The 19,943-nt window shown below is 41.9% G+C and carries 22 protein-coding genes; 17 read left to right on the top strand and 5 right to left on the bottom strand.

Annotated elements, in window-relative coordinates; all coding sequences use genetic code 11:
• Positions 1–105 precede the first annotated feature (105 nt).
• The 3 genes from EDD69_RS10405 to EDD69_RS10395 are packed head-to-tail and all read left to right on the top strand — an operon-like array spanning position 106 to position 3,768.
• Positions 106–1,719, top strand: a complete 1,614-nt coding sequence (locus EDD69_RS10405) for a long-chain fatty acid--CoA ligase (RefSeq protein WP_132948895.1) — start codon at positions 106–108, stop codon at positions 1,717–1,719.
• Between the two features lie 24 nt (positions 1,720–1,743).
• Complete coding sequence (locus EDD69_RS10400) at positions 1,744–2,595, top strand: 3-hydroxyacyl-CoA dehydrogenase family protein (RefSeq protein ID WP_132948894.1); 852 nt, start codon at positions 1,744–1,746, stop codon at positions 2,593–2,595.
• A gap of 18 nt (positions 2,596–2,613) precedes the next feature.
• Positions 2,614–3,768 (top strand): thiolase family protein, encoded by a 1,155-nt coding sequence (locus EDD69_RS10395; protein ID WP_132948893.1) that lies wholly within the window; start codon positions 2,614–2,616, stop codon positions 3,766–3,768.
• 33 nt (positions 3,769–3,801) lie between these two features.
• Here EDD69_RS10395 and EDD69_RS10390 read toward each other — a convergent pair whose 3' ends face one another.
• Entirely contained in the window at positions 3,802–4,413 is a 612-nt protein-coding gene (locus EDD69_RS10390; protein ID WP_132948892.1) for a trimeric intracellular cation channel family protein, read from the bottom strand.
• A gap of 391 nt (positions 4,414–4,804) precedes the next feature.
• Here EDD69_RS10390 and hflX point away from each other — a divergent pair, with 391 nt between their 5' ends.
• The 4 genes from hflX (at position 4,805) to glnA (ending at position 9,299) form a co-directional block, all read left to right on the top strand.
• Positions 4,805–6,070: a GTPase HflX gene (hflX, locus tag EDD69_RS10385; RefSeq protein WP_243643097.1), complete on the top strand. Its 1,266-nt coding sequence runs from the start codon at positions 4,805–4,807 to the stop codon at positions 6,068–6,070.
• Between the two features lie 14 nt (positions 6,071–6,084).
• Entirely contained in the window at positions 6,085–7,353 is a 1,269-nt protein-coding gene (locus tag EDD69_RS10380; RefSeq protein ID WP_132948890.1) for a methionine gamma-lyase family protein, read from the top strand.
• Between the two features lie 126 nt (positions 7,354–7,479).
• Complete coding sequence (locus EDD69_RS10375) at positions 7,480–7,908, top strand: MerR family transcriptional regulator (RefSeq protein ID WP_132948889.1); 429 nt, start codon at positions 7,480–7,482, stop codon at positions 7,906–7,908.
• Positions 7,909–7,964: 56 nt separating this feature from the next.
• Positions 7,965–9,299 carry a type I glutamate--ammonia ligase gene (gene glnA, locus EDD69_RS10370; RefSeq protein WP_132948888.1) on the top strand — a complete coding sequence of 445 codons (1,335 nt, stop codon included), beginning with the start codon at positions 7,965–7,967 and terminating at the stop codon, positions 9,297–9,299.
• A 29-nt stretch (positions 9,300–9,328) separates the two neighbouring features.
• Here glnA and lexA read toward each other — a convergent pair whose 3' ends face one another.
• Complete coding sequence (gene lexA / locus EDD69_RS10365) at positions 9,329–9,946, bottom strand: transcriptional repressor LexA (RefSeq protein ID WP_132948887.1); 618 nt, start codon at positions 9,944–9,946, stop codon at positions 9,329–9,331.
• Positions 9,947–10,093: 147 nt separating this feature from the next.
• Here lexA and yneA point away from each other — a divergent pair, with 147 nt between their 5' ends.
• The 8 genes from yneA to EDD69_RS10325 all read left to right on the top strand — a co-directional run bounded on the left by yneA (position 10,094) and on the right by EDD69_RS10325 (position 15,681).
• Positions 10,094–10,399: a cell division suppressor protein YneA gene (gene yneA, locus EDD69_RS10360; protein ID WP_132948886.1), complete on the top strand. Its 306-nt coding sequence runs from the start codon at positions 10,094–10,096 to the stop codon at positions 10,397–10,399.
• Between the two features lie 15 nt (positions 10,400–10,414).
• Positions 10,415–11,113 carry a YneB family resolvase-like protein gene (locus EDD69_RS10355; protein ID WP_132948885.1) on the top strand — a complete coding sequence of 233 codons (699 nt, stop codon included), beginning with the start codon at positions 10,415–10,417 and terminating at the stop codon, positions 11,111–11,113.
• A 16-nt stretch (positions 11,114–11,129) separates the two neighbouring features.
• Positions 11,130–11,360, top strand: a complete 231-nt coding sequence (locus EDD69_RS10350) for a DUF896 domain-containing protein (protein ID WP_132948884.1) — start codon at positions 11,130–11,132, stop codon at positions 11,358–11,360.
• 152 nt (positions 11,361–11,512) lie between these two features.
• Positions 11,513–13,519 carry a transketolase gene (tkt, locus tag EDD69_RS10345; RefSeq protein WP_132948883.1) on the top strand — a complete coding sequence of 669 codons (2,007 nt, stop codon included), beginning with the start codon at positions 11,513–11,515 and terminating at the stop codon, positions 13,517–13,519.
• A 137-nt stretch (positions 13,520–13,656) separates the two neighbouring features.
• The gene (locus EDD69_RS10340; RefSeq protein ID WP_132948882.1) at positions 13,657–13,869 is read left to right on the top strand and encodes a YneF family protein; all 213 of its coding nucleotides are present in this window, start codon (positions 13,657–13,659) and stop codon (positions 13,867–13,869) included.
• Positions 13,870–14,081: 212 nt separating this feature from the next.
• Positions 14,082–14,789 (top strand): cytochrome c biogenesis CcdA family protein, encoded by a 708-nt coding sequence (locus EDD69_RS10335; RefSeq protein ID WP_132948881.1) that lies wholly within the window; start codon positions 14,082–14,084, stop codon positions 14,787–14,789.
• A gap of 36 nt (positions 14,790–14,825) precedes the next feature.
• Positions 14,826–15,185 carry a response regulator gene (locus tag EDD69_RS10330; protein WP_132948880.1) on the top strand — a complete coding sequence of 120 codons (360 nt, stop codon included), beginning with the start codon at positions 14,826–14,828 and terminating at the stop codon, positions 15,183–15,185.
• 28 nt (positions 15,186–15,213) lie between these two features.
• Positions 15,214–15,681 (top strand): CcdC family protein, encoded by a 468-nt coding sequence (locus EDD69_RS10325; RefSeq protein ID WP_165871773.1) that lies wholly within the window; start codon positions 15,214–15,216, stop codon positions 15,679–15,681.
• Between the two features lie 25 nt (positions 15,682–15,706).
• On the opposite strand, the gene EDD69_RS10320 is transcribed toward EDD69_RS10325, so the two are convergent.
• Together EDD69_RS10320 and EDD69_RS10315 are read right to left on the bottom strand one after the other, a co-directional pair.
• Positions 15,707–16,144, bottom strand: a complete 438-nt coding sequence (locus EDD69_RS10320; protein ID WP_132948878.1) for a DUF2621 domain-containing protein — start codon at positions 16,142–16,144, stop codon at positions 15,707–15,709.
• Positions 16,145–16,262: 118 nt separating this feature from the next.
• The gene (locus EDD69_RS10315) at positions 16,263–16,406 is read right to left on the bottom strand and encodes a small acid-soluble spore protein P (protein WP_132948877.1); all 144 of its coding nucleotides are present in this window, start codon (positions 16,404–16,406) and stop codon (positions 16,263–16,265) included.
• Between the two features lie 124 nt (positions 16,407–16,530).
• Here EDD69_RS10315 and EDD69_RS10310 point away from each other — a divergent pair, with 124 nt between their 5' ends.
• Positions 16,531–16,791 carry a hypothetical protein gene (locus tag EDD69_RS10310; RefSeq protein WP_132948876.1) on the top strand — a complete coding sequence of 87 codons (261 nt, stop codon included), beginning with the start codon at positions 16,531–16,533 and terminating at the stop codon, positions 16,789–16,791.
• A gap of 17 nt (positions 16,792–16,808) precedes the next feature.
• Here the strand turns inward: EDD69_RS10310 and sspO are convergent, their stop codons facing one another.
• Complete coding sequence (gene sspO, locus EDD69_RS10305; RefSeq protein ID WP_132948875.1) at positions 16,809–16,958, bottom strand: small acid-soluble spore protein O; 150 nt, start codon at positions 16,956–16,958, stop codon at positions 16,809–16,811.
• Between the two features lie 201 nt (positions 16,959–17,159).
• Between sspO and acnA the strand changes: the two genes are divergently transcribed.
• Positions 17,160–19,886, top strand: coding sequence for an aconitate hydratase AcnA (gene acnA / locus EDD69_RS10300; protein WP_132948874.1), 2,727 nt, complete (start codon positions 17,160–17,162; stop codon positions 19,884–19,886).
• The last annotated feature ends 57 nt before the right edge of the window (positions 19,887–19,943 follow it).

The raw sequence follows: 19,943 nt of genomic DNA, 5'->3' as shown, positions 1-19,943 counted from the left end.
TATCCTTATTTCTGATGTCTACAAAACGTCTATGTTCATGAAAATCGAAGAAATTCAAAGAAAAAACGAGAAAATCGTTATTTTATAGAGGGAGGTTGATTCACGATGATGAATGTTCCATTAAATATTGCGACAATGCTTGAGAGGGCAGAAACATTTTTTCCGAAAAAGCAAGTCATCTCACGCATGAAACATGGTGTTGTGCGCCACACCTATAAAGAAATCGGCGAGCGAACGAGACGGCTTGCAAGCGCATTAAAACAGCTCGGGGTCGAAGTCGGCGACCGGGTCGGTACATTTGCTTGGAACCACCATCGCCATTTGGAAGCGTACTTTGCGATTCCAGGAATAGGGGCCGTTCTCCATACGATTAACATTCGTCTTTCACCGCAACACATTTCCTATATTATTAATCATGCCGATGATCGGGTGCTGCTTGTCGATGATGACTTGCTTCCGCTCATCGAGAAAGTAAAAGACGAGATTCCGAATGTGCGTGCGTTTGTGATTATGACAGATGAGAAAACGCTTCCGGAGACGACGCTTGATCCGGTTTATCATTATGAAGAGCTTCTTGAAAAAGGGAATCCAACCTTTTCATTCGTAAAAGATTTAGACGAAAATAGTCCAGCAGGAATGTGCTATACATCGGCAACAACTGGAAATCCAAAAGGCGTTGTGTACTCCCATCGCGGCATTGTGTTACACAGCATGGCGCTTGGATTAGCGGATAGTGCGGCGCTATCTGAAGCGGATGTCGCCATGCCGGTTGTGCCGATGTTTCATGCAAACGCTTGGGGGCTCCCTTTTGCCGCTACGTGGTATGGCACGACATTAGTAATGCCGGGTCCGTCGTTTACACCAAAAACGATTGCAGAATTAATGGAAGCGGAAAAAGTAACGCTCGCGGCAGGAGTGCCGACCATTTGGCTTGGATTATTGAACGAGTTGGAAAAAGGAAATTACGACTTAAGCAGTTTGACTCGTATTTTATGCGGGGGAGCGGCAGCGCCAAAAGGAATGATTCGCGCGTTTGAAGAAAAATATCGCATTCCATTTATCCACGCTTACGGGATGACGGAGACGAGCCCGCTTGTTCTTCTTTCTCGTCTAAAAAGCTACCAACAACACTTATCAAACGAGGAAAAATTAGACATTCGCGCCAAACAAGGAATCCTTGTTCCGGGGTTGGAAATGAAAATCGTCGGGAAAGATGGCGATGTCAAATGGGACGGAATCGAAATGGGAGAGCTATGTTTGCGCGGACCGTGGATTGCCGATGAATACTACAATGACGAGCGAAGCCAAACAGCGTTTCGCGATGGTTGGCTATACACAGGCGATGTCGTGACAATCGATGAAGAAGGATTTATCAAAATTGTTGACCGCACAAAAGATGTCATTAAAAGCGGTGGGGAATGGATTTCTTCTGTCGATTTAGAAAATGCGTTAATGGCGCATGAAGCGGTGTTTGAAGCAGCGGTTGTCGCTGTCCCGCATCCGCAGTGGCAAGAACGTCCGATCGCTTGCGTTGTCGTAAAAGAAGGCAAGACCGTGACAAAAGAAGAGCTATATGACTTTTTACGACCGCAGTTTGCGAAATGGTGGCTTCCGGACGATGTGGTGTTTATGAAGGAAATTCCGAAAACAAGTGTCGGAAAATTTTTGAAATTAAAATTACGTGAGCAACTGCGCGAATATTTTTCAAATGTTAAATAATACAATGCAATTGGAGGGGTTTTGATGGTACAAACAATCGCTGTCATTGGTGCAGGTTTGATGGGAAGCGGCATTGCTCAATCCGTTGCGATGGGAAAGAAAAACGTTTATTTATATGATATTTCGGACGTTGCTCTTGAAAAAGGAATGAATTCGATTCAAAAAAGCCTCTCTCGTTTTGTCAAAGCAGGGAAATTATCGGAACAAGAAGCGAAGCAAGTGATCGAGCGCATTCAAATCAATACAAATTTACAAGACGCTGTTAAAGATGCAGATGTTGTGATTGAAGCTGTTCCAGAAAATTTACAATTAAAGAAAAATATTTTTCAAGAGTTGGATCGTTATGCGAAACGCGAGGCGATTTTAGCAACGAATACATCAGAATTAAGCGTCACCGCGATTGCTTCGGCGACGACACGTCCGGATCAAGTTGTCGGCATGCATTGGTTTAACCCTGCTCCGGTTATGAAGTTAATCGAAATCGTTAAAGGAGTAACGACTTCGGAAGAAACGGTTGAAACGATTCAACAATTATCCGAAGAAATTGGCAAGGAAACGGTGATCGTAAAAGATATGCAAGGGTTTGTGACGACCAGGGCGCTTGCGGCGCACATGATTGAATGTATTCGCATGTACGAAGAAGGAGTGGCGTCTGCGGAACATATCGATAAAGCCGTTCGCCTCGGCTTAAATTATCCGATGGGACCATTAGAGCTTGCCGATTTAGTCGGCTTAGATACGATGCTATTTGTCAGTGAAAATCTGACTGAAGCATACGGTGACCGTTTCCGTCCGCCGCAAACGTTACGAAAGCTTGTTGAGGCGGGATATTTAGGAAGAAAAACAGGAAAAGGGTTTTACACATACAACGAATAAACGAAGGAGAGAACGATCATGAGAGAAGTCGTCATTGTCGAAGCGGTGCGCACTCCTGTCGGCAAACGAAACGGCGTGTTTCGCGATGTTCATCCCGTTCATTTGGCAGCTGCGGTACTGGATGAAGTTGTGAAGCGGGCGGGACTGTCGAAAGAATTAGTGGAAGATATTGTGATGGGGTGTGTCACTCCGATCGCTGAGCAAGGGTATAACATTGGGCGTCTCGCCGCTTTAGAAGCAGGTTTTCCGGTTGAGGTGCCAGCAGTACAAATCAATCGGATGTGCGGTTCTGGCCAACAAGCGCTTCATTTCGCAGCGCAGGAAATTAAATCAGGCGATATGGATGTTACGATTGCTGCAGGTGTCGAAAGCATGACGAAAGTACCGATTTTAAGCGATGGAAATGAACGGACCATTCCGCCGTCTCTACATGAAAAATACGAGTTTGTGCATCAAGGAATTTCTGCAGAGCTAATCGCTGAAAAATATCATTTGACGCGCGAGCAATTAGATGAGTATGCGTATGAAAGTCATCGGCGCGCCATTACTGCTCAAGAAAACGGAATATTTGATCAAGAAATTGTACCGGTTCAAGGGCTTGATAAAGATGGAAACGCAATCACGGTTACCGCCGACGAAGGTCCGCGTAAAGATACATCGCTCGAAGCGCTTGCTTCACTAAAGCCTGTTTTTAAGCAAGACGGAAAGATTACCGCAGGAAATGCAAGTCAAATGAGCGATGGAGCCGCCGCTGTGCTATTAATGGAGCTTCAAAAAGCATTGCAACTGGGATTAAAACCAAAGGCGAAAATCATCGCCCAAGTGGTCGTAGGATCTGACCCGACTTATATGCTTGATGGTGTGATCCCCGCAACAAAAAAAGTATTACAAAAAGCTGGGTTGACGATCAACGATATCGATCTTGTGGAAATTAACGAAGCGTTTGCTCCTGTCGTTTTAGCGTGGCAAAAAGAGATCGGTGCTCCGTTTTCGAAAGTCAATGTGAACGGTGGCGCCATCGCCTTGGGTCATCCGCTAGGAGCAACAGGTGTCAAGCTGATGACCTCGCTTGTTCATGAACTTGAACGAAGACAAGGAAAATATGGGTTATTAACGATTTGTATTGGTCATGGTATGGCAACGGCTACCATCATCGAGCGATGGAGCGAGTAGAAGAAAAGCAGCGCAAGCACTTTGCGCTGCTTTTTATAATGTTTCTGTTTTTAATGATTTATTCGGTAACTTCCAATTATACGTGTAAGATAAAATGCGTAACACGGTGACAACGATAAACAAAATATAGAGTTGAACAGGCGATTTAGCTAAGCCTGTACCGATGGCTAACCCTGCAACAATGGCCCATGCTGCATAAATTTCAGCGCGAAGAACAAGCGGTTTTCGTCCTGCAAGAACATCGCGAATGATTCCTCCGCCGCTACCTGTTAACACAGCGGCCACGATCACAGCACTGAGCGGATGATTCATTTTTACCGCATACAAAGCTCCTTGGATCGCAAAAGCGGATAAACCGATCGCATCAAAAAAATTTCCCCATCGCTGCCAATGCGGCAACATTTTTTGCGGGAATAAATAAACGAGCGTCATAGAAATAAACGCGACTAAAAATAACGATTCTTGTTGCCAAAGAGCGGATACAGGAACGCCAATCAATACGTTGCGGATCGCTCCGCCGCCAAAGGCCGTCACAATGCCGAGAATATACACGCCGAGTAAATCGTACTCTTCTTCCATTGCCACAATCGCTCCGCTAATCGCAAAAGCAATGGTACCGATGATGCTTAACACTTCCCACGTCATAAGCAAAGCCCTTTCTATATACTTTCCATGTAAAGATTGTAAGAAGAATGAATCCGAAAATCAATCATCATTTTCGGCTGAGTAACATGTTTATGGGAAGATAATTTTCTGCCACTTTTTCCGAACGAGAATGCCATCGGACAAATATATTGGTCCGTGGAGTGTTCTTCGTTCGGATTGGCATACGGTTCGCATGCCCAGTCTGCCAAATTTTTTTACAAAAAATTGACTCACACCATCATTTTCGACTCATAGCGATTTCCAAAAAGATTTGCTATGATTAATAAAGGCTTGCTTCATCATATGATATGTGATCCCCGACATCGAGGGGAAAAATAACATATGTCGAAAAATTAACTTCAATCTATACAGAAAGAAAGGAGGTATGAGATTGAAAGACTTGCAAACAAACGAACGGGAAAAAGTCATTTTAGTCGGCTGTCAGCTTCCAAACGTAGACGATGAGCGATTTTCGTATTCGATGGAAGAATTAAAATCGCTTGTCCATACGGCAAACGGCGAAGTTGTCATGATGCTAACGCAAAAACGGGAAACGATTCATCCCGCTACGTATATTGGAAAAGGAAAAGTCGAAGAGCTCATCCGGCTTGTAGAACAATTTGAACCAGATGTTGTCATTTTCAATGATGAGTTATCTCCAAGTCAAAACCGTAATCTTTCTCGCCAACTGAACACGCGAGTCATTGACCGCACGCAACTCATTTTAGATATATTCGCTCAACGCGCACGATCAAGAGAAGGAAAACTGCAAGTAGAACTTGCGCAACTGCAATATTTACTGCCTCGCTTGAGCGGCCAAGGAACGGAATTATCTCGCCTTGGTGGAGGAATCGGGACGAGAGGACCTGGAGAGACGAAATTAGAAACGGACCGTCGCCATATTCATCGCCGTATTGATGAAATTAAAGAACAGTTAAAAATGGTTAAGGAACATCGCGAACGTTATCGCGAGCGCCGCAAAAAAAATCATGTGTTTCAAATTTCTCTCGTTGGTTATACGAATGCGGGAAAGTCGACATTATTTAATCGTTTGACGCATGCAGATTCGTTTGAAGAAAATTTGTTGTTCGCAACACTGGATCCATTAACGCGAAAATTGACTCTCCCAAGCGGATATACGGCTCTTTTGACTGATACGGTTGGCTTTATTCAAGACTTGCCGACGACATTAGTGGCTGCTTTCCGTTCGACGCTTGAAGAGGTGAAAGAAGCGGACTTGATTTTACACATCGTTGACTCATCGAATCCGGATTACTATCACCATGAACAAACGGTTTATGAATTACTAGAAGAGTTGGATGTTTCGTCGATTCCGATCGTTACCGTTTATAACAAACGCGATATTGTTCATCCTGATTTTGTGCCAAGCTCAAAAACCGCTTCTATTACCATTAGCGCATTGAACCAACACGATTTGCAGCAGCTGCGGCAGTTTATTGAGGAAACAATGATTGAACTGATGACTCCGTATCATGTACTGATTCCAACCTTTGAAGGAAAACTGCTTTCTCAACTAAAAACGGAAACGATTTTACGCGAATTGCATTACAACGAACAAAATGGCATGTATGAATGCAAAGGGTATGTATTACCAACGCATCCGCTTCATGGACAACTAAGAATATACCAAAAATAGAAAGGGTTTGTTGTATGTTTCAACATTTAAAACACGGAGAAAAAATTGCATCACTCGTCAAAGAAGTAGAAGCACAAATTGCTTCGATTCATAAAGAAATCGATGAACGAATTGACTACAATCAATACCGCGTCTTGCAAAGTTTTCGACGTCATCAAATAAGCGATACGCATTTTATTCCATCAACTGGATATGGTTACGATGATATCGGGCGCGACACATTAGAACGCGTGTATGCCGATGTATTTGGCGGAGAAGCGGGACTTGTTCGTCCGCAAATCATCTCTGGAACACATGCGATTTCGATTGCTTTATTTGGCATTCTTCGCCCTGGTGATGAACTTCTTTACATTACGGGAAAGCCATATGACACACTTGAAGAAATTGTCGGCATTCGCGGTAGCGGAATCGGCTCATTGAAGGAGTTTCATATTGGTTATAAAAGCGTTCCGCTAACAGAAGAGGGGAAGGTCGACTTTCAAGCAGTCAAAAATGCGATCAACGAACGAACAAAAATGATCGGAATTCAACGTTCAAAGGGATACGACCCGCGCCCATCGTTCACGATTGCTGAAATCAAAGAGATGATTGATTTTGTTAAATCCATCAAACCAGATGTGGTTGTGTTTGTTGATAACTGTTATGGAGAGTTTGTTGAAGAGCAGGAACCGTGCCATGTTGGTGCGGATTTAATCGCTGGCTCGCTCATTAAAAATCCAGGCGGAGGGCTTGCGAAGACGGGAGGATATATTGTCGGAAAAAAAGAATACGTGCAGGCATGTGCCTATCGAATGACTTCGCCGGGAATTGGGGCGGAAGCCGGGGCATCCCTTTACAGCTTGCAAGAAATGTACCAAGGCTTTTTCTTAGCTCCTCATGTGGTCGGACAAGCGTTGAAAGGCGCTGTATTTACAGCAGCATTATTAGAGAAAATCGGAATGAATACATATCCGAAATGGAATGCCAAGCGGACCGATCTCATTCAATCTGTCCAGTTTGATGACCGGGAAAAGATGATTGCGTTTTGTCAAGCGATTCAGCATGCCTCTCCTGTTAATGCTCATTTTACCCCGTATCCGAACTATATGCCGGGGTACGAAGATGATGTGATCATGGCGGCAGGAACATTTATTCAAGGAGCAAGCATTGAGCTATCTGCAGATGGACCGATTCGGCCTCCATATGTTGCTTATGTGCAAGGGGGATTGACCTACTCTCATGTCAAAATTGCGATTTGTATTGCGATCGATCAGTTGATGGAGAAAAAACTCATTCAATTGTAAAAGAATCCTCCTTTCATTTTTTCTTTATTTTCAGAAAAAAATGATGTGATAAAACATAACATGTAATTGACATGATTTTTGACATGGTGTAAAATAAAGGCAAGTAGAGATGAGGGAGGAACCGACATGAGTAGCCATATTCGACGCTCCATGCCGTTGTTTCCAATTGGAATTGTGATGCAGCTAACAGGTCTATCTGCACGACAAATTCGTTATTACGAAGAACATGGCCTTGTTTCTCCTGCACGAACAGAAGGAAATCGTCGTTTATTTTCGTTTAACGATATAGACCGACTTCTTGAAATTAAAGACTTAATTGAACAAGGAGTCAATTTAGCAGGTATTAAACAAATTTTTGCTTCGCGCAAACAAGCGGAACAACCCGAACAGCCGAAACAACCGAACAAATCGAACACACCTGCCACACCAAAAGTGGTTAAACAAGATTTGTCAGAAGAAGAATTGCGTGAGCTTTTACGTACTGAATTGATGCAGGCAGGTCGTTTCAACCGTGCTACCCTCCGTCAAGGAGACATGGCGCGATTTTTCCATTAAGTTTGTTTTTATATTTTTAACATAAATAGCAGAAAGAATCTGGGGGAGGAAATGAAATGGCTAAGTACACAAGAGAAGACATTTTGCGCATTGTAAGGGAAGAGAATGTAAAGTATATCCGTTTGCAGTTTACGGACATTCTCGGCACAATTAAAAACGTTGAAATTCCTGTGAGCCAATTGGAAAAGGCGCTCGACAATAAAATGATGTTTGACGGATCCTCCATTGAAGGATTTGTTCGCATTGAAGAATCGGATATGTATTTGTATCCGGATTTAGACACGTTTGTTATTTTCCCGTGGACAGCAGAAAAAGGAAAAGTGGCTCGCTTTATTTGTGACATCTATAACTCAGATGGCACGCCGTTTGAGGGTTGTCCGCGTTACAACTTAAAACGTGTATTAAAAGAAATGGAAGAGTTCGGTTTTACCGATTTCAACCTTGGAGCAGAACCAGAGTTTTTCTTATTTAAGTTAGATGAAAAAGGCGAACCTACTCTTGAGTTAAACGATAATGGTGGTTACTTTGACTTAGCACCGACAGACTTAGGCGAAAACTGCCGCCGCGATATCGTATTAGAGCTCGAAGAAATGGGATTTGAAATTGAAGCATCTCACCATGAAGTGGCACCGGGACAACATGAAATTGACTTTAAATACGCAAATGCTGTAAAGGCGTGCGATGATATTCAAACATTTAAGCTTGTCGTCAAAACGGTTGCGCGCAAACACGGATTGCACGCAACGTTTATGCCAAAGCCGTTGTTCGGTGTAAACGGTTCAGGCATGCATTGCAACCTATCTTTATTTAGAAATGGAGAAAATGCATTTTTCGATCCGAACGGTGAGTTACAATTAAGTGATGTAGCGCTTCAATTTATTGCCGGAGTATTAAAGCATGCGCCAAACTTTACAGCGGTAACAAACCCAATCGTCAACTCTTATAAACGTCTTGTTCCTGGATATGAAGCGCCATGCTATGTTGCTTGGTCTGCTCGCAACCGTAGCCCGCTTATCCGCATTCCTGCGTCACGCGGCATGAGCACACGGATCGAAGTGCGCAGTGTGGACCCTGCAGCAAATCCGTACTTAGCCATGGCGGTACTGTTAGCGGCTGGTTTGGACGGAATTAGAAATAAACTCACTCCTCCAGCGCCAGTTGATCGTAACATTTATGTGATGACAAAAGAAGAGCGCCTTGAAAACGGAATTGTTGACTTGCCTGCAACATTAGCGGAAGCACTTGAAAACTTAAAATCAGACGAAGTGATTGTCAACGCTTTAGGTAAACATATATTTGAGCATTTTGTTGAAGCGAAAGAAATTGAGTGGGATATGTTCCGTACGGCGATCCATCCGTGGGAACGCGAACAATATATGACACTATATTAAAAAAGCTAACGGTTTTCCGTTAGCTTTTTTTAATGAATCATACGGTAGACACCAATCACCTTTCCAAGGATGACAGCATGCTGAACGATGATTGGTTCCATTGATGAGTTTTCTGGTTGTAGACGAATATGGTCTTTTTCTTTAAAAAAGCGCTTCACTGTTGCTTCGTTGTCTTCTGTCATGGCTACGACAATATCGCCATTATTGGCGGTTTGTTGCTGTCGGACAATGACATAGTCTCCGTTTAAAATTCCCGCCTCGATCATGCTATCGCCGACAACTTGCAACATAAACACTTGATCATCTGGTGAAACAAATCGCTCCGGAAGCGGAAAATACTCTTCTACATTTTCAATGGCTGTAATTGGCTGCCCAGCGGTCACTTTTCCAACGATCGGGACGTTTACAACATTTGCTTTCGGAATAGAAGGAGAAGAATCTAGTATTTCAATGGCACGAGGTTTTGTTGGATCGCGGCGAATCAAACCTTTGCTTTCTAATCGAGCCAAATGGCCATGGACCGTTGAGCTTGAAGCTAAACCGACCGCTTCACCAATTTCGCGAACGGACGGAGGATAACCTTTTGTCTGTACCTCGTGCTTAATAAACTCTAAAATTTGTTGTTGCCTTTTAGATAATTTGACCATTTTGTTATACACCTCATACTGTCAATCTTTTCTTATATTATAACACGTTTCATAACAATATACAAACATAAGTTCGAAAAAAAGTGTTGACACGAACAAAGGTTCTTATTATTATAAATACGAACAAACATTCCTAGGAGGATTGGCATGAGTAAAATTCATTATGTGGTTTTCTCTGTTTTAAGTTTTAGTTTTTTAGTCGCACTTTTATATGCAACAGAGCCTGTAGAGAAAGAAAAATACGTCGAAATTACTGTGTCTGTAGGCGATACTCTTTGGAATCTCGCTGAAAAATATAAAAATGAGCATAACCTTTCGAGAGAGGAATTTATTAAATGGGTCATGGATGTGAATCAATTGCCAAACGGCCAACTTGTAGCAGGTGAGAAAATTGTGATTCCTGTGCTAAAATCGGAATATAACGAACCGCTTTTAGCAGGGAAAGAAAAATAAGAGAAGGGAATCACGATGAAAGCAATTATTTATTGCCGTGTAAGCACAACAAAAGAATCGCAAGAAACATCTTTACAAAGACAAAGAGAGGAATTAGAAAAGCTGGCGTCTGAATATCATATGGATGTTGTGAAAATCATTGAGGAGCAAGCGAGTGGATATGACATCGAGCGTGATGGAATCATTGAACTGTTAAGCGCGATTAAAGAACATGATATCGATGTTTTGTTAGTTCAAGATGAAACGCGTCTCGGAAGAGGAAATGCGAAAATTGCTCTCCTTCGTTGCCTTCAAAAAGAAGGAGTGAAAATTTACACCGTAAGCCATCGAGGTGAACTGCAGTTATCGGAAGCGGATTCAATGGTGTTAGAGATTATTAGCATTGTTGAAGAATACCAACGAAAAATACATAATTTAAAAATTAAGCGCGGGATGCAGCGAGCGGTTTCGAAAGGGTATCGTCCAGAAAAAAATTTGCGTAACATGGGTCAAAATGCTGGAAGAGAGCGTAAAGAGGTACCGATCGAAGAAATTGTTCGCTTAAGAAAAAATGAGTTAACCTTTGCAGAAATTGCTGCGACATTGCGAGGCTTTGGTTATGATGTGTCCAAAGCAACCGTTCACCGACGTTATCAAGAGTATGTGAAGGAACAAAGCGCAGCGCTTGTCAACGATGAAAAGTTTTTGTATGATGAAACAGGTGAAAATAAATAAAAAGGTATGGTGAAGAATGCTATCACAAGAAAAAATTTTACGAATCAATTTTCTGGCAAAAAAAGCGAAAACCGAAGGATTGACAACAGCTGAACAAGAAGAACAAGCGCAATTGCGCCGTGAATATGTCCAGGCATTTCGAGCAGCGATGATTGAAACGCTTCATTCTGTAAAAATTATCGATCCAAACGGAAACGATGTGACACCGCAAAAACTGAAAGAAAGCAAAAGAAAAAGATTGCATTAAGCCAATGAGGATGGGGAACATAAATAGAGTAAATGTTCTCTTTTTTCTTTAACGAGTTTGTCACAAAAATATCTCGTGAAGCATTGTACATTTTTTCTGCTTTTCTATATGATAAAAAGTGAAAAACATTTAATAATGAAAGGATGAAAACGATGGCACATACGATTGATCAACTATCGATTGCAACTATCCGAACACTTTCGATTGATGCGATTGAAAAAGCAAATTCGGGTCATCCAGGCATGCCGATGGGCGCAGCACCGATGGCTTATACACTTTGGACAAAGTTTATGAACCACAATCCAAGCAACCCAAAATGGTTCAACCGTGACCGTTTTGTGTTATCTGCAGGACACGGTTCAATGCTTTTGTATAGCTTGCTTCATTTAAGCGGCTATGACGTAACAATGGAAGATATTAAGCAGTTCCGTCAATGGGGTAGCAAAACACCGGGCCATCCAGAATACGGACATACACCAGGAGTGGAGGCAACAACGGGTCCACTCGGACAAGGAATTGCGATGGCCGTTGGTATGGCGATGGCTGAACGTCATTTAGCAGCTACATACAACAAAGAAAACTTTGAGATCATTAACCATTTCACATATGCCATTTGCGGTGATGGCGATTTAATGGAAGGCGTTTCAGCTGAAGCTGCTTCGCTTGCTGGACATTTAAAACTCGGTCGCCTGATCGTTCTTTATGACTCCAATGATATTTCTCTTGACGGGGAGCTACGCTTATCGTTCTCAGAAAGTGTTGAACAGCGATTCAAAGCATACGGCTGGCAATATCTCCGTGTAGAAGACGGAAATAATATCGAAGAAATTGCCAATGCGATTGCGGAGGCACAAAAAGATTTAGATCGTCCGACATTAATTGAAGTAAAAACAACGATCGGGTATGGTTCTCCAAACAAAGCTGGAACAGCCGATGTACACGGTTCTCCGCTTGGAAAAGACGAGATTAAGTTAACAAAAGAAGCGTACAAGTGGACATTTGAAGAAGATTTCTATGTTCCAGATGAAGTATACGCTCATTTTAAAAAGGTCGTAAAAGAAGCTGGAGAGAAAAAAGAAGCAGAATGGAACGAATTATTTGCGCGCTACAAACAAGCTTATCCAGAATTAGCTAAACAGTTAGAATTAGCGATGGAAGGAAAACTTCCAGAAGGATGGCATGAACATTTACCAGTTTATGAAGAAGGAAAAAGTTTAGCTACTCGTGCTTCATCAGGTGAAGTGCTCAATGCCATTGCGAAAGTCGTTCCACAATTTATCGGAGGCTCTGCGGACCTTGCTGGTTCAAACAAAACGTTGATTAAAGGAGCAGGAGACTTCCTTCCAGGTAGCTATGAAGGCCGCAACATTTGGTTTGGTGTCCGCGAGTTTGCGATGGGTGCAGCGATGAACGGTATGGCGCTTCATGGCGGTGTGAAAGTGTTCGGCGGTACGTTCTTTGTTTTCTCCGATTATTTACGTCCGGCGATTCGCTTAGCAGCATTAATGGGATTACCGGTTACGTATGTGTTTACACATGATAGTATTGCAGTCGGTGAAGACGGTCCAACGCATGAACCAATTGAACAATTAGCATCATTGCGTGCGATGCCAAATATGTCTGTTATCCGTCCGGCTGATGCGAACGAGACAGCAGCCGCGTGGCGCTTAGCTCTAGAATCAACTGACCGCCCAACAGCCCTTGTGTTAACAAGACAAAACCTTCCTACGCTTGCGACAACAGCAGAGCGTGCTTATGAAGGTGTGAAAAGAGGTGCCTATGTCGTTTCAGAGGCGCAAAATGGCGATCCGCAAGCGCTATTGCTCGCTTCAGGTTCGGAAGTAAGCCTTGCGGTTGAGGCACAGAAAGTATTGGCTTCAGAGGGCATTCATGTTTCTGTTGTGAGCATGCCGTCATGGGATCGCTTTGAGGCACAACCAGCCGAATATAAAGAAAGCGTCATTCCAAAACATGTAAAGAAACGTTTAGCCATTGAAATGGCATCATCGCTTGGTTGGGAACGTTATACAGGCGACGAAGGTGACATCTTAGCGATTGACCGTTTTGGTGCTTCAGCTCCAGGCGAGAAAATTATGCAAGAGTACGGATTTACGGTTGACAATGTTGTTGCGCGTGTAAAAGCGTTGTTAAACAAGTAAGCAAAAGGGAGAGAAGCGCTCTCCCTTTCTTTTTGTAAAAGAAAAATATTTTCAGCGCATATTTTCAGCGCAAAATATTGTATAATGTTTTATTGTTTAGTACACTGTAATGTAGACAACATGAAGGAGGAAAAAATATGGGGACAACCATTTTAGTGGGCATTTTAGCGCTTGTTGCTGGGGTTGCGCTAGGGTTTTTCATCGCTCGCAAAACGATGATGAACTATTTGAAGAAAAATCCACCAATTAATGAACAAATGATTCGCATGATGATGATGCAAATGGGGATGACTCCATCACAAAAGAAAATTAATCAAATGATGAAAGCGATGAACAATCAATTTAAATAAGAAACTCGCAGGCACTCGTGAAGAGTGTCTTTTTTATCAATCACAATTCTTCCTCTTCTAAGCGAAATGAAAATGTGAGAGTATCAGAGAATTCGTCACTTCACAAATTTGCGTATGCTGCTCATCCGTAATTGAAGGATGAATTATTGCTCGTTTTTCTATTTTTTTGATAAAATATAAACAATGAAAAATTGGAATTGGAGTGCCTAACCATGGTCGATATCAAATTGTTTCTTGCTTTCGGCGCTGGCTTTTTGTCGTTTATTTCACCTTGTTGCTTGCCGCTGTATCCTGCCTTTTTATCGTATATTACAGGGATATCCGTCAGCGATCTGAAATCGGACTATGCGCTGTTAAAAAAGCGAAGTTTTCTTCACACTTTGTTTTTCTTATTAGGTTTTTCATTTATTTTTATTTCGATTGGTTTCGGCACATCGGTGCTTGGTCGATTTTTTCATACATACCAAGATTTCATTCGTCAAATTGGCGCCATTTTGATGGTCTTTTTCGGATTTGTTATTGCGGGCGTCTTTAAACCAAAGTTTCTTATGAGCGATCGGCGTTTATCGTTTCAAAACCGCCCTTCTGGATATATCGGTTCGTTTTTGATCGGCATGGCATTCGCAGCTGGCTGGACCCCTTGCACAGGCCCGATTTTAGTTTCTGTGATCGCTTTAGCAGCAACCAATCCGAGTTTAGGGGTTATCTATATGACCGCTTATTCGCTCGGATTTGCTATTCCGTTTTTGCTTTTATCCTTTTTCATTGGTAAAATGGGATGGATTCGCAAATACCATGTGAAAATTATGAAGATTGGCGGATATGTGATGGTAGCGATGGGAGTCGTTTTATTTTTTGATTGGATGACCAAAATTACAATCTATCTTACAAATATGTTTGGGGGGTTTACAGGTTTTTAATAGGTAAGCGATTGGAAGGTATGAGGGGGGATATGAATGGCCAAAGTTTTAATTGTCGATGATGCAAAATTCATGCGAATGACTTTATCGAACATTTTAAAAAAGGCAAATCATGAGGTTGTTGGCGAAGCAGAAAACGGTCAACAAGCTGTTGAAATGTATAAATCATTAAAACCAGATATTGTTACATTGGATATTACGATGCCTGTCATGAGCGGACTTGAAGCGGTGAAAGCCATTAAAAAAGAAGATCCGCATGCGAAAATTATTATGTGTTCCGCGATGGGGCAACATAAAATGGTTGTTGAAGCGATTGAGGCAGGAGCGACCGATTTCATTGTTAAACCGTTTGATGAAAGTCGTGTGATCGAAGCGATTCAGCGCGTTCTGCTATAAAATGTACGAAAAGAAAGGAAAGATCACCTTGGCAATTTTCAGCTCTGTCTTTGCCTTATTTATGGCGGTGTTCGTTCTTTTTGTTCGAATGAAAGCGGCAAAAAGACCTGCAACGGCAAAAAAAATTATTTTACCACCTATTTTTATGAGTACGGGAGCACTTATGTTTTTGCATCCGATGTTTCGGGTAACAACGCTTGAATTGATTGAAGCAGTGATTGTTGGATCACTGTTTTCAATTTTATTAATCAAAACATCTCGATTTGAAGTGCGAAATAATGAAATTTATTTGAAACGTTCAAAGGCCTTTGCTTTTATTGTGATCGGCCTTGTTTTCATTCGTCTCGCGTTAAAAACATATTTAAGCCAAACGATCGATTACGGACAGTTAGCTGGGATGTTTTGGATTTTAGCATTTGCGATGATTGTTCCATGGCGAATTGCCATGTATGTATCGTTTAAAAAAATACAAGCGGAGTTAAAGCAAAAAAGCTAATCTAAAAGCAAGTAGAGCTTTTAGATTAGCTTTTTTTCATTAGTAAATGCTCATATTTCCCCAAATCGATTTGTTTTTCTTTCAACGCTTTGATTAAAAATTTATGATCGCGCTTTGGAGTGGCGAGAATATAGCCGCGAATGACCAAATCTTCAGTAATTCGCTCCGCTTTTTCTTTTAACGCTAATTCGCCAATTTTTCCAGCAATTTTTTGGCGAGCGACGTCACGAAATAATTCTGGAACCGGTTTGACTAAATCTTCTAACAATGATTTTTCGGGTTCGGACCATAAATGACGCGTTTGTTCAATATAATACTCTTGCCAATCTAATTCCGATTTGCCATCTTCTTTTGGCAAACGTTTTAAAAATTTACGAAACATAAAAAAGCCACCGATGGACATCGTGACCAGAAGGAAAACAGTCCAAAATAAAATAAACCATAAAAACCAACCTGTTAACATCTCCATCCACCTCATTCAAATGATTCAACATTTATTATGTAAAAAAAGAAATGTTGAATCAAGCATAATAAAGGACTGACTTAACGATGTCAGTCCCTCTCTTTCTGATCAAGTTCTTTTACATATCATGACTGGAATTATGTTTTTGTCTTGTGTGATTTCGGTTTTTTACTTTTTTTGATCCGCTTAAAGGCTCTGGTTGCCCAGGGTTATCTCCTTTTGGTGCATTTTTACGCATATCTTTGCTTGTGTTTTTATTCATATGTCCACGCTCCTTTCTTTTATAAGATGAGGTGTTTTTCGTTATTTATTCCCCTTTTTTGCGCATATTTATTGATTTTCATTGGAACGATAATACTGTCTGAAAAAGAGAAGGAGTGAGAACATTGCCTTATCATAAAAATAAACAACAAGCGTTTCAAGCGGCACAGCAAGGAACGATGGAAGCAAAAGAATGGTATGATCATCTTGTGAAAGATCAGGCTGATTATGGCAGTCAGTTAAAACATTTAAAACAGGAAGTAAATGAAGCGTTCGCACAAATTAATAATGCATTAGAAGTTGCTTCAGAAAAACAACGGAAACAGCTAGAACAATTTCGTGATGATTTACAGGCCATTGTAGATGAAGTGAATCAATATGAATAATCCCGCTTTGTGCGGGATTATTGATTTTTCTTGCGCTTTTTATTATTTTGTCGCTGCTCTTCCGTTAGGGGTTCATTAGAAAATTCTTCGTTGTAACCAGCTCCTTTTCCTTGGGCGCTGGCATCGTTCATTCCTGGAATGACATGATTCGCTTTTCTTTTGGCCATTGTTCTTCACCTCCATATTCTATTATTGTAATTTTGATAAAAAATATACATTTATCTGAAACTTATAAACAATTATTATTTACTTATGTATAGCATTGTATTAAGATAAAAGCGTAGGAATTTTGGGGATTTGGGAGAAAGATGGCTATTTTTCACGTGGCTGGAAAATAGCTCACTATTTGCGTTAAGGGGGTAATACATATGACAAAACAAGATGTATTTCAAGCACGTGCGTCATTTGAAGTAAACGGAAAAAAGTATAACTACTACCGTTTACAAGCTCTCGAAGAAGCGGGAATCGGGAAAGTTTCTCGCCTTCCATACTCCATTAAGGTGCTTCTTGAGTCCGTGTTGCGTCAAGTAGATGGACGTGTGATTACAAAGGAGCACGTTGAAAATCTTGCAAAATGGGGAACGGATGAGGTAAAAGAGATCGATGTTCCATTTAAGCCATCGCGCGTGATTTTGCAAGACTTCACAGGTGTTCCTGCTGTTGTGGATTTAGCGTCTATGCGCAAGGCAATGGCGGACATTGGCGGAGATCCGTATGAAATTAACCCCGAAATTCCTGTCGATCTCGTTATTGACCACTCCGTACAAGTCGATAAAGCGGGAACAGACGATGCGCTTGAATATAATATGAATTTAGAATTTGAGCGCAATGCTGAACGTTATAAGTTTTTAAAGTGGGCACAAAAAGCGTTCAGAAATTACCGTGCAGTTCCACCAGCAACTGGAATTGTTCATCAAGTAAACTTAGAATATTTAGCTAATGTTGTTCATGCAATCGAAGGGGAAAACGGTGAGTACGAAGCGTTCCCAGACACGTTAGTCGGTACGGACTCTCACACGACCATGATCAACGGACTTGGCGTCCTCGGTTGGGGAGTTGGCGGTATTGAAGCAGAGGCTGGCATGCTTGGACAACCTTCTTACTTCCCGGTTCCAGAAGTCATTGGTGTAAGATTAACAGGAAAATTGCCAAACGGAACAACGGCGACCGACCTTGCATTAAAAGTGACACAAGTGCTTCGTAAAAAAGGTGTGGTTGGTAAATTCGTTGAGTTTTTCGGTCCTGGAGTGGCAACGCTGCCATTAGCAGATCGTGCAACAATAGCAAACATGGCGCCAGAATATGGAGCAACATGTGGTTTCTTCCCGGTTGATGAAGAAGCGCTTGAATATTTGCGTTTAACTGGTCGAGATGAACACCACGTTCAAGTCGTTGAAGCATACTGCAAAGCAAACGGCTTATTCTATACACCGGATGCGCCAGAACCAATTTTCACAGATGTTGTCGAAATTAATCTTTCTGAAATTGAACCAAATCTTTCTGGACCAAAACGTCCGCAAGATTTAATTCCGCTTTCTAAGATGAAGGAAGCATTCCGTCAAGCGGTTGTAGCGCCACAAGGAAACCAAGGCTTCGGTTTAACAGAAGCGGATCTTGATAAAGAAATAACGGTTACGTTAAATGGCGAAGAAGTAAAAATGAAAACAGGTGCGATTGCGATTGCCGCAATCACAAGCTGTACAAATACATCGAACCCATACGTACTAATCGCTGCAGGTTTAGTGGCGAAAAGAGCGGTAGAAAAAGGATTGAAAGTTCCGAAATATGTGAAAACATCGCTTGCGCCAGGTTCTAAAGTTGTTACTGGTTACTTGAAAGATTCTGGTTTGCTTCCATATTTAGAGCAAATCGGCTTCAACATTGTCGGTTACGGTTGTACGACATGTATCGGTAACTCAGGACCGCTTGCGCCTGAACTTGAAAAAGCAATTGCGGAAAATGACTTGCTTGTGACAAGCGTGCTTTCTGGTAACCGCAACTTCGAAGGTCGCATTCATCCGCTTGTGAAAGGAAACTATTTAGCATCACCGCCGCTTGTTGTTGCATATGCACTAGCAGGTACGGTTGATATCGACTTATTAAAAGAGCCAATTGGCAAAGACAAAGATGGCAACGATGTGTACTTTAACGACATTTGGCCATCGATGGAAGAAGTAAAAGAAGTTATAAAACAGACTGTCACGCCAGAATTGTTCCGTAAAGAATATGAGCGAGTCTTTGACGACAATCCGCGCTGGAATGCGATTGAAACAACGGATGAGCCACTTTACCAATGGGATGAAAATTCCACATATATTCAAAACCCTCCGTTCTTTGAAGGGTTATCACCAGAAGTTGGTGAAGTGAAACCGCTCAAAGGATTGCGTGTCGTTGGAAAATTCGGTGATTCTGTTACAACAGACCATATTTCACCAGCTGGTTCAATCGGTGTCAACACGCCAGCAGGTCAATACTTAATTTCTAAAGGCGTGGATCCAAAAGACTTTAACTCATATGGCTCTCGCCGCGGTAACCACGAAGTCATGATGCGCGGTACGTTTGCGAACATTCGCATTCGCAACCAAATTGCCCCTGGAACAGAAGGTGGATATACAACATATTGGCCAACTGGCGAAGTCATGTCTATTTATGATGCGTGCATGAAATATAAACAAGATGGCACAGGACTTGTAGTTATTGCTGGTAAAGATTATGGAATGGGAAGCTCTCGCGACTGGGCTGCAAAAGGAACATATTTACTTGGAATTAAGACGGTTATTGCAGAAAGCTTCGAGCGCATCCATCGTTCCAATCTCGTGCTAATGGGCGTATTGCCGCTGCAATTTAAAGAAGGTGAAAATGCCGAAACACTTGGATTAACAGGAAAAGAAGTATTTGAAGTGCATATTGATGAAAACGTAAAACCGCGCGACTATGTAAAAGTAACGGCTACAAATCCAGAAACAGGTGAAGTGAAAGAGTTTGAAGTATTAGTTCGCTTTGACAGCGAAGTCGAAATCGACTATTATCGCCATGGCGGCATTTTACAAATGGTGTTGCGCGAAAAATTAAAACGCGAAAGATTAAAACGCTAAAAAGAGGAGGGTGTCCCAAAAGTGTTCGCTAAGCGTTCGCTTTTCGGATACCCTCCT

The sequence above is a fragment of the Thermolongibacillus altinsuensis genome (assembly GCF_004341205.1).
Classification (GTDB): domain Bacteria; phylum Bacillota; class Bacilli; order Bacillales; family Anoxybacillaceae; genus Thermolongibacillus; species Thermolongibacillus altinsuensis.
The sequence above is the reverse complement of the archived record's forward strand: the minus strand, read 5'-3'. Positions and strand labels throughout refer to the sequence as shown.

Excerpts from the sequence above, each read along its gene's own strand:
- EDD69_RS10405 (WP_132948895.1), top strand. The coding sequence starts at position 106 with ATGATGAATGTTCCATTAAATATTGCGACAATGCTTGAGAGGGCAGAA.
- EDD69_RS10400 (WP_132948894.1), top strand. The coding sequence starts at position 1,744 with ATGGTACAAACAATCGCTGTCATTGGTGCAGGTTTGATGGGAAGCGGC.
- EDD69_RS10395 (WP_132948893.1), top strand. The coding sequence starts at position 2,614 with ATGAGAGAAGTCGTCATTGTCGAAGCGGTGCGCACTCCTGTCGGCAAA.
- EDD69_RS10390 (WP_132948892.1), bottom strand. The coding sequence starts at position 4,413 with ATGACGTGGGAAGTGTTAAGCATCATCGGTACCATTGCTTTTGCGATT.
- EDD69_RS10380 (WP_132948890.1), top strand. The coding sequence starts at position 6,085 with ATGTTTCAACATTTAAAACACGGAGAAAAAATTGCATCACTCGTCAAA.
- EDD69_RS10375 (WP_132948889.1), top strand. The coding sequence starts at position 7,480 with ATGAGTAGCCATATTCGACGCTCCATGCCGTTGTTTCCAATTGGAATT.
- glnA (WP_132948888.1), top strand. The coding sequence starts at position 7,965 with ATGGCTAAGTACACAAGAGAAGACATTTTGCGCATTGTAAGGGAAGAG.
- lexA (WP_132948887.1), bottom strand. The coding sequence starts at position 9,946 with ATGGTCAAATTATCTAAAAGGCAACAACAAATTTTAGAGTTTATTAAG.
- yneA (WP_132948886.1), top strand. The coding sequence starts at position 10,094 with ATGAGTAAAATTCATTATGTGGTTTTCTCTGTTTTAAGTTTTAGTTTT.
- EDD69_RS10355 (WP_132948885.1), top strand. The coding sequence starts at position 10,415 with ATGAAAGCAATTATTTATTGCCGTGTAAGCACAACAAAAGAATCGCAA.
- EDD69_RS10350 (WP_132948884.1), top strand. The coding sequence starts at position 11,130 with ATGCTATCACAAGAAAAAATTTTACGAATCAATTTTCTGGCAAAAAAA.
- tkt (WP_132948883.1), top strand. The coding sequence starts at position 11,513 with ATGGCACATACGATTGATCAACTATCGATTGCAACTATCCGAACACTT.
- EDD69_RS10340 (WP_132948882.1), top strand. The coding sequence starts at position 13,657 with ATGGGGACAACCATTTTAGTGGGCATTTTAGCGCTTGTTGCTGGGGTT.
- EDD69_RS10335 (WP_132948881.1), top strand. The coding sequence starts at position 14,082 with ATGGTCGATATCAAATTGTTTCTTGCTTTCGGCGCTGGCTTTTTGTCG.
- EDD69_RS10330 (WP_132948880.1), top strand. The coding sequence starts at position 14,826 with ATGGCCAAAGTTTTAATTGTCGATGATGCAAAATTCATGCGAATGACT.
- EDD69_RS10320 (WP_132948878.1), bottom strand. The coding sequence starts at position 16,144 with ATGTTAACAGGTTGGTTTTTATGGTTTATTTTATTTTGGACTGTTTTC.
- EDD69_RS10315 (WP_132948877.1), bottom strand. The coding sequence starts at position 16,406 with ATGAATAAAAACACAAGCAAAGATATGCGTAAAAATGCACCAAAAGGA.
- sspO (WP_132948875.1), bottom strand. The coding sequence starts at position 16,958 with ATGGCCAAAAGAAAAGCGAATCATGTCATTCCAGGAATGAACGATGCC.
- acnA (WP_132948874.1), top strand. The coding sequence starts at position 17,160 with ATGACAAAACAAGATGTATTTCAAGCACGTGCGTCATTTGAAGTAAAC.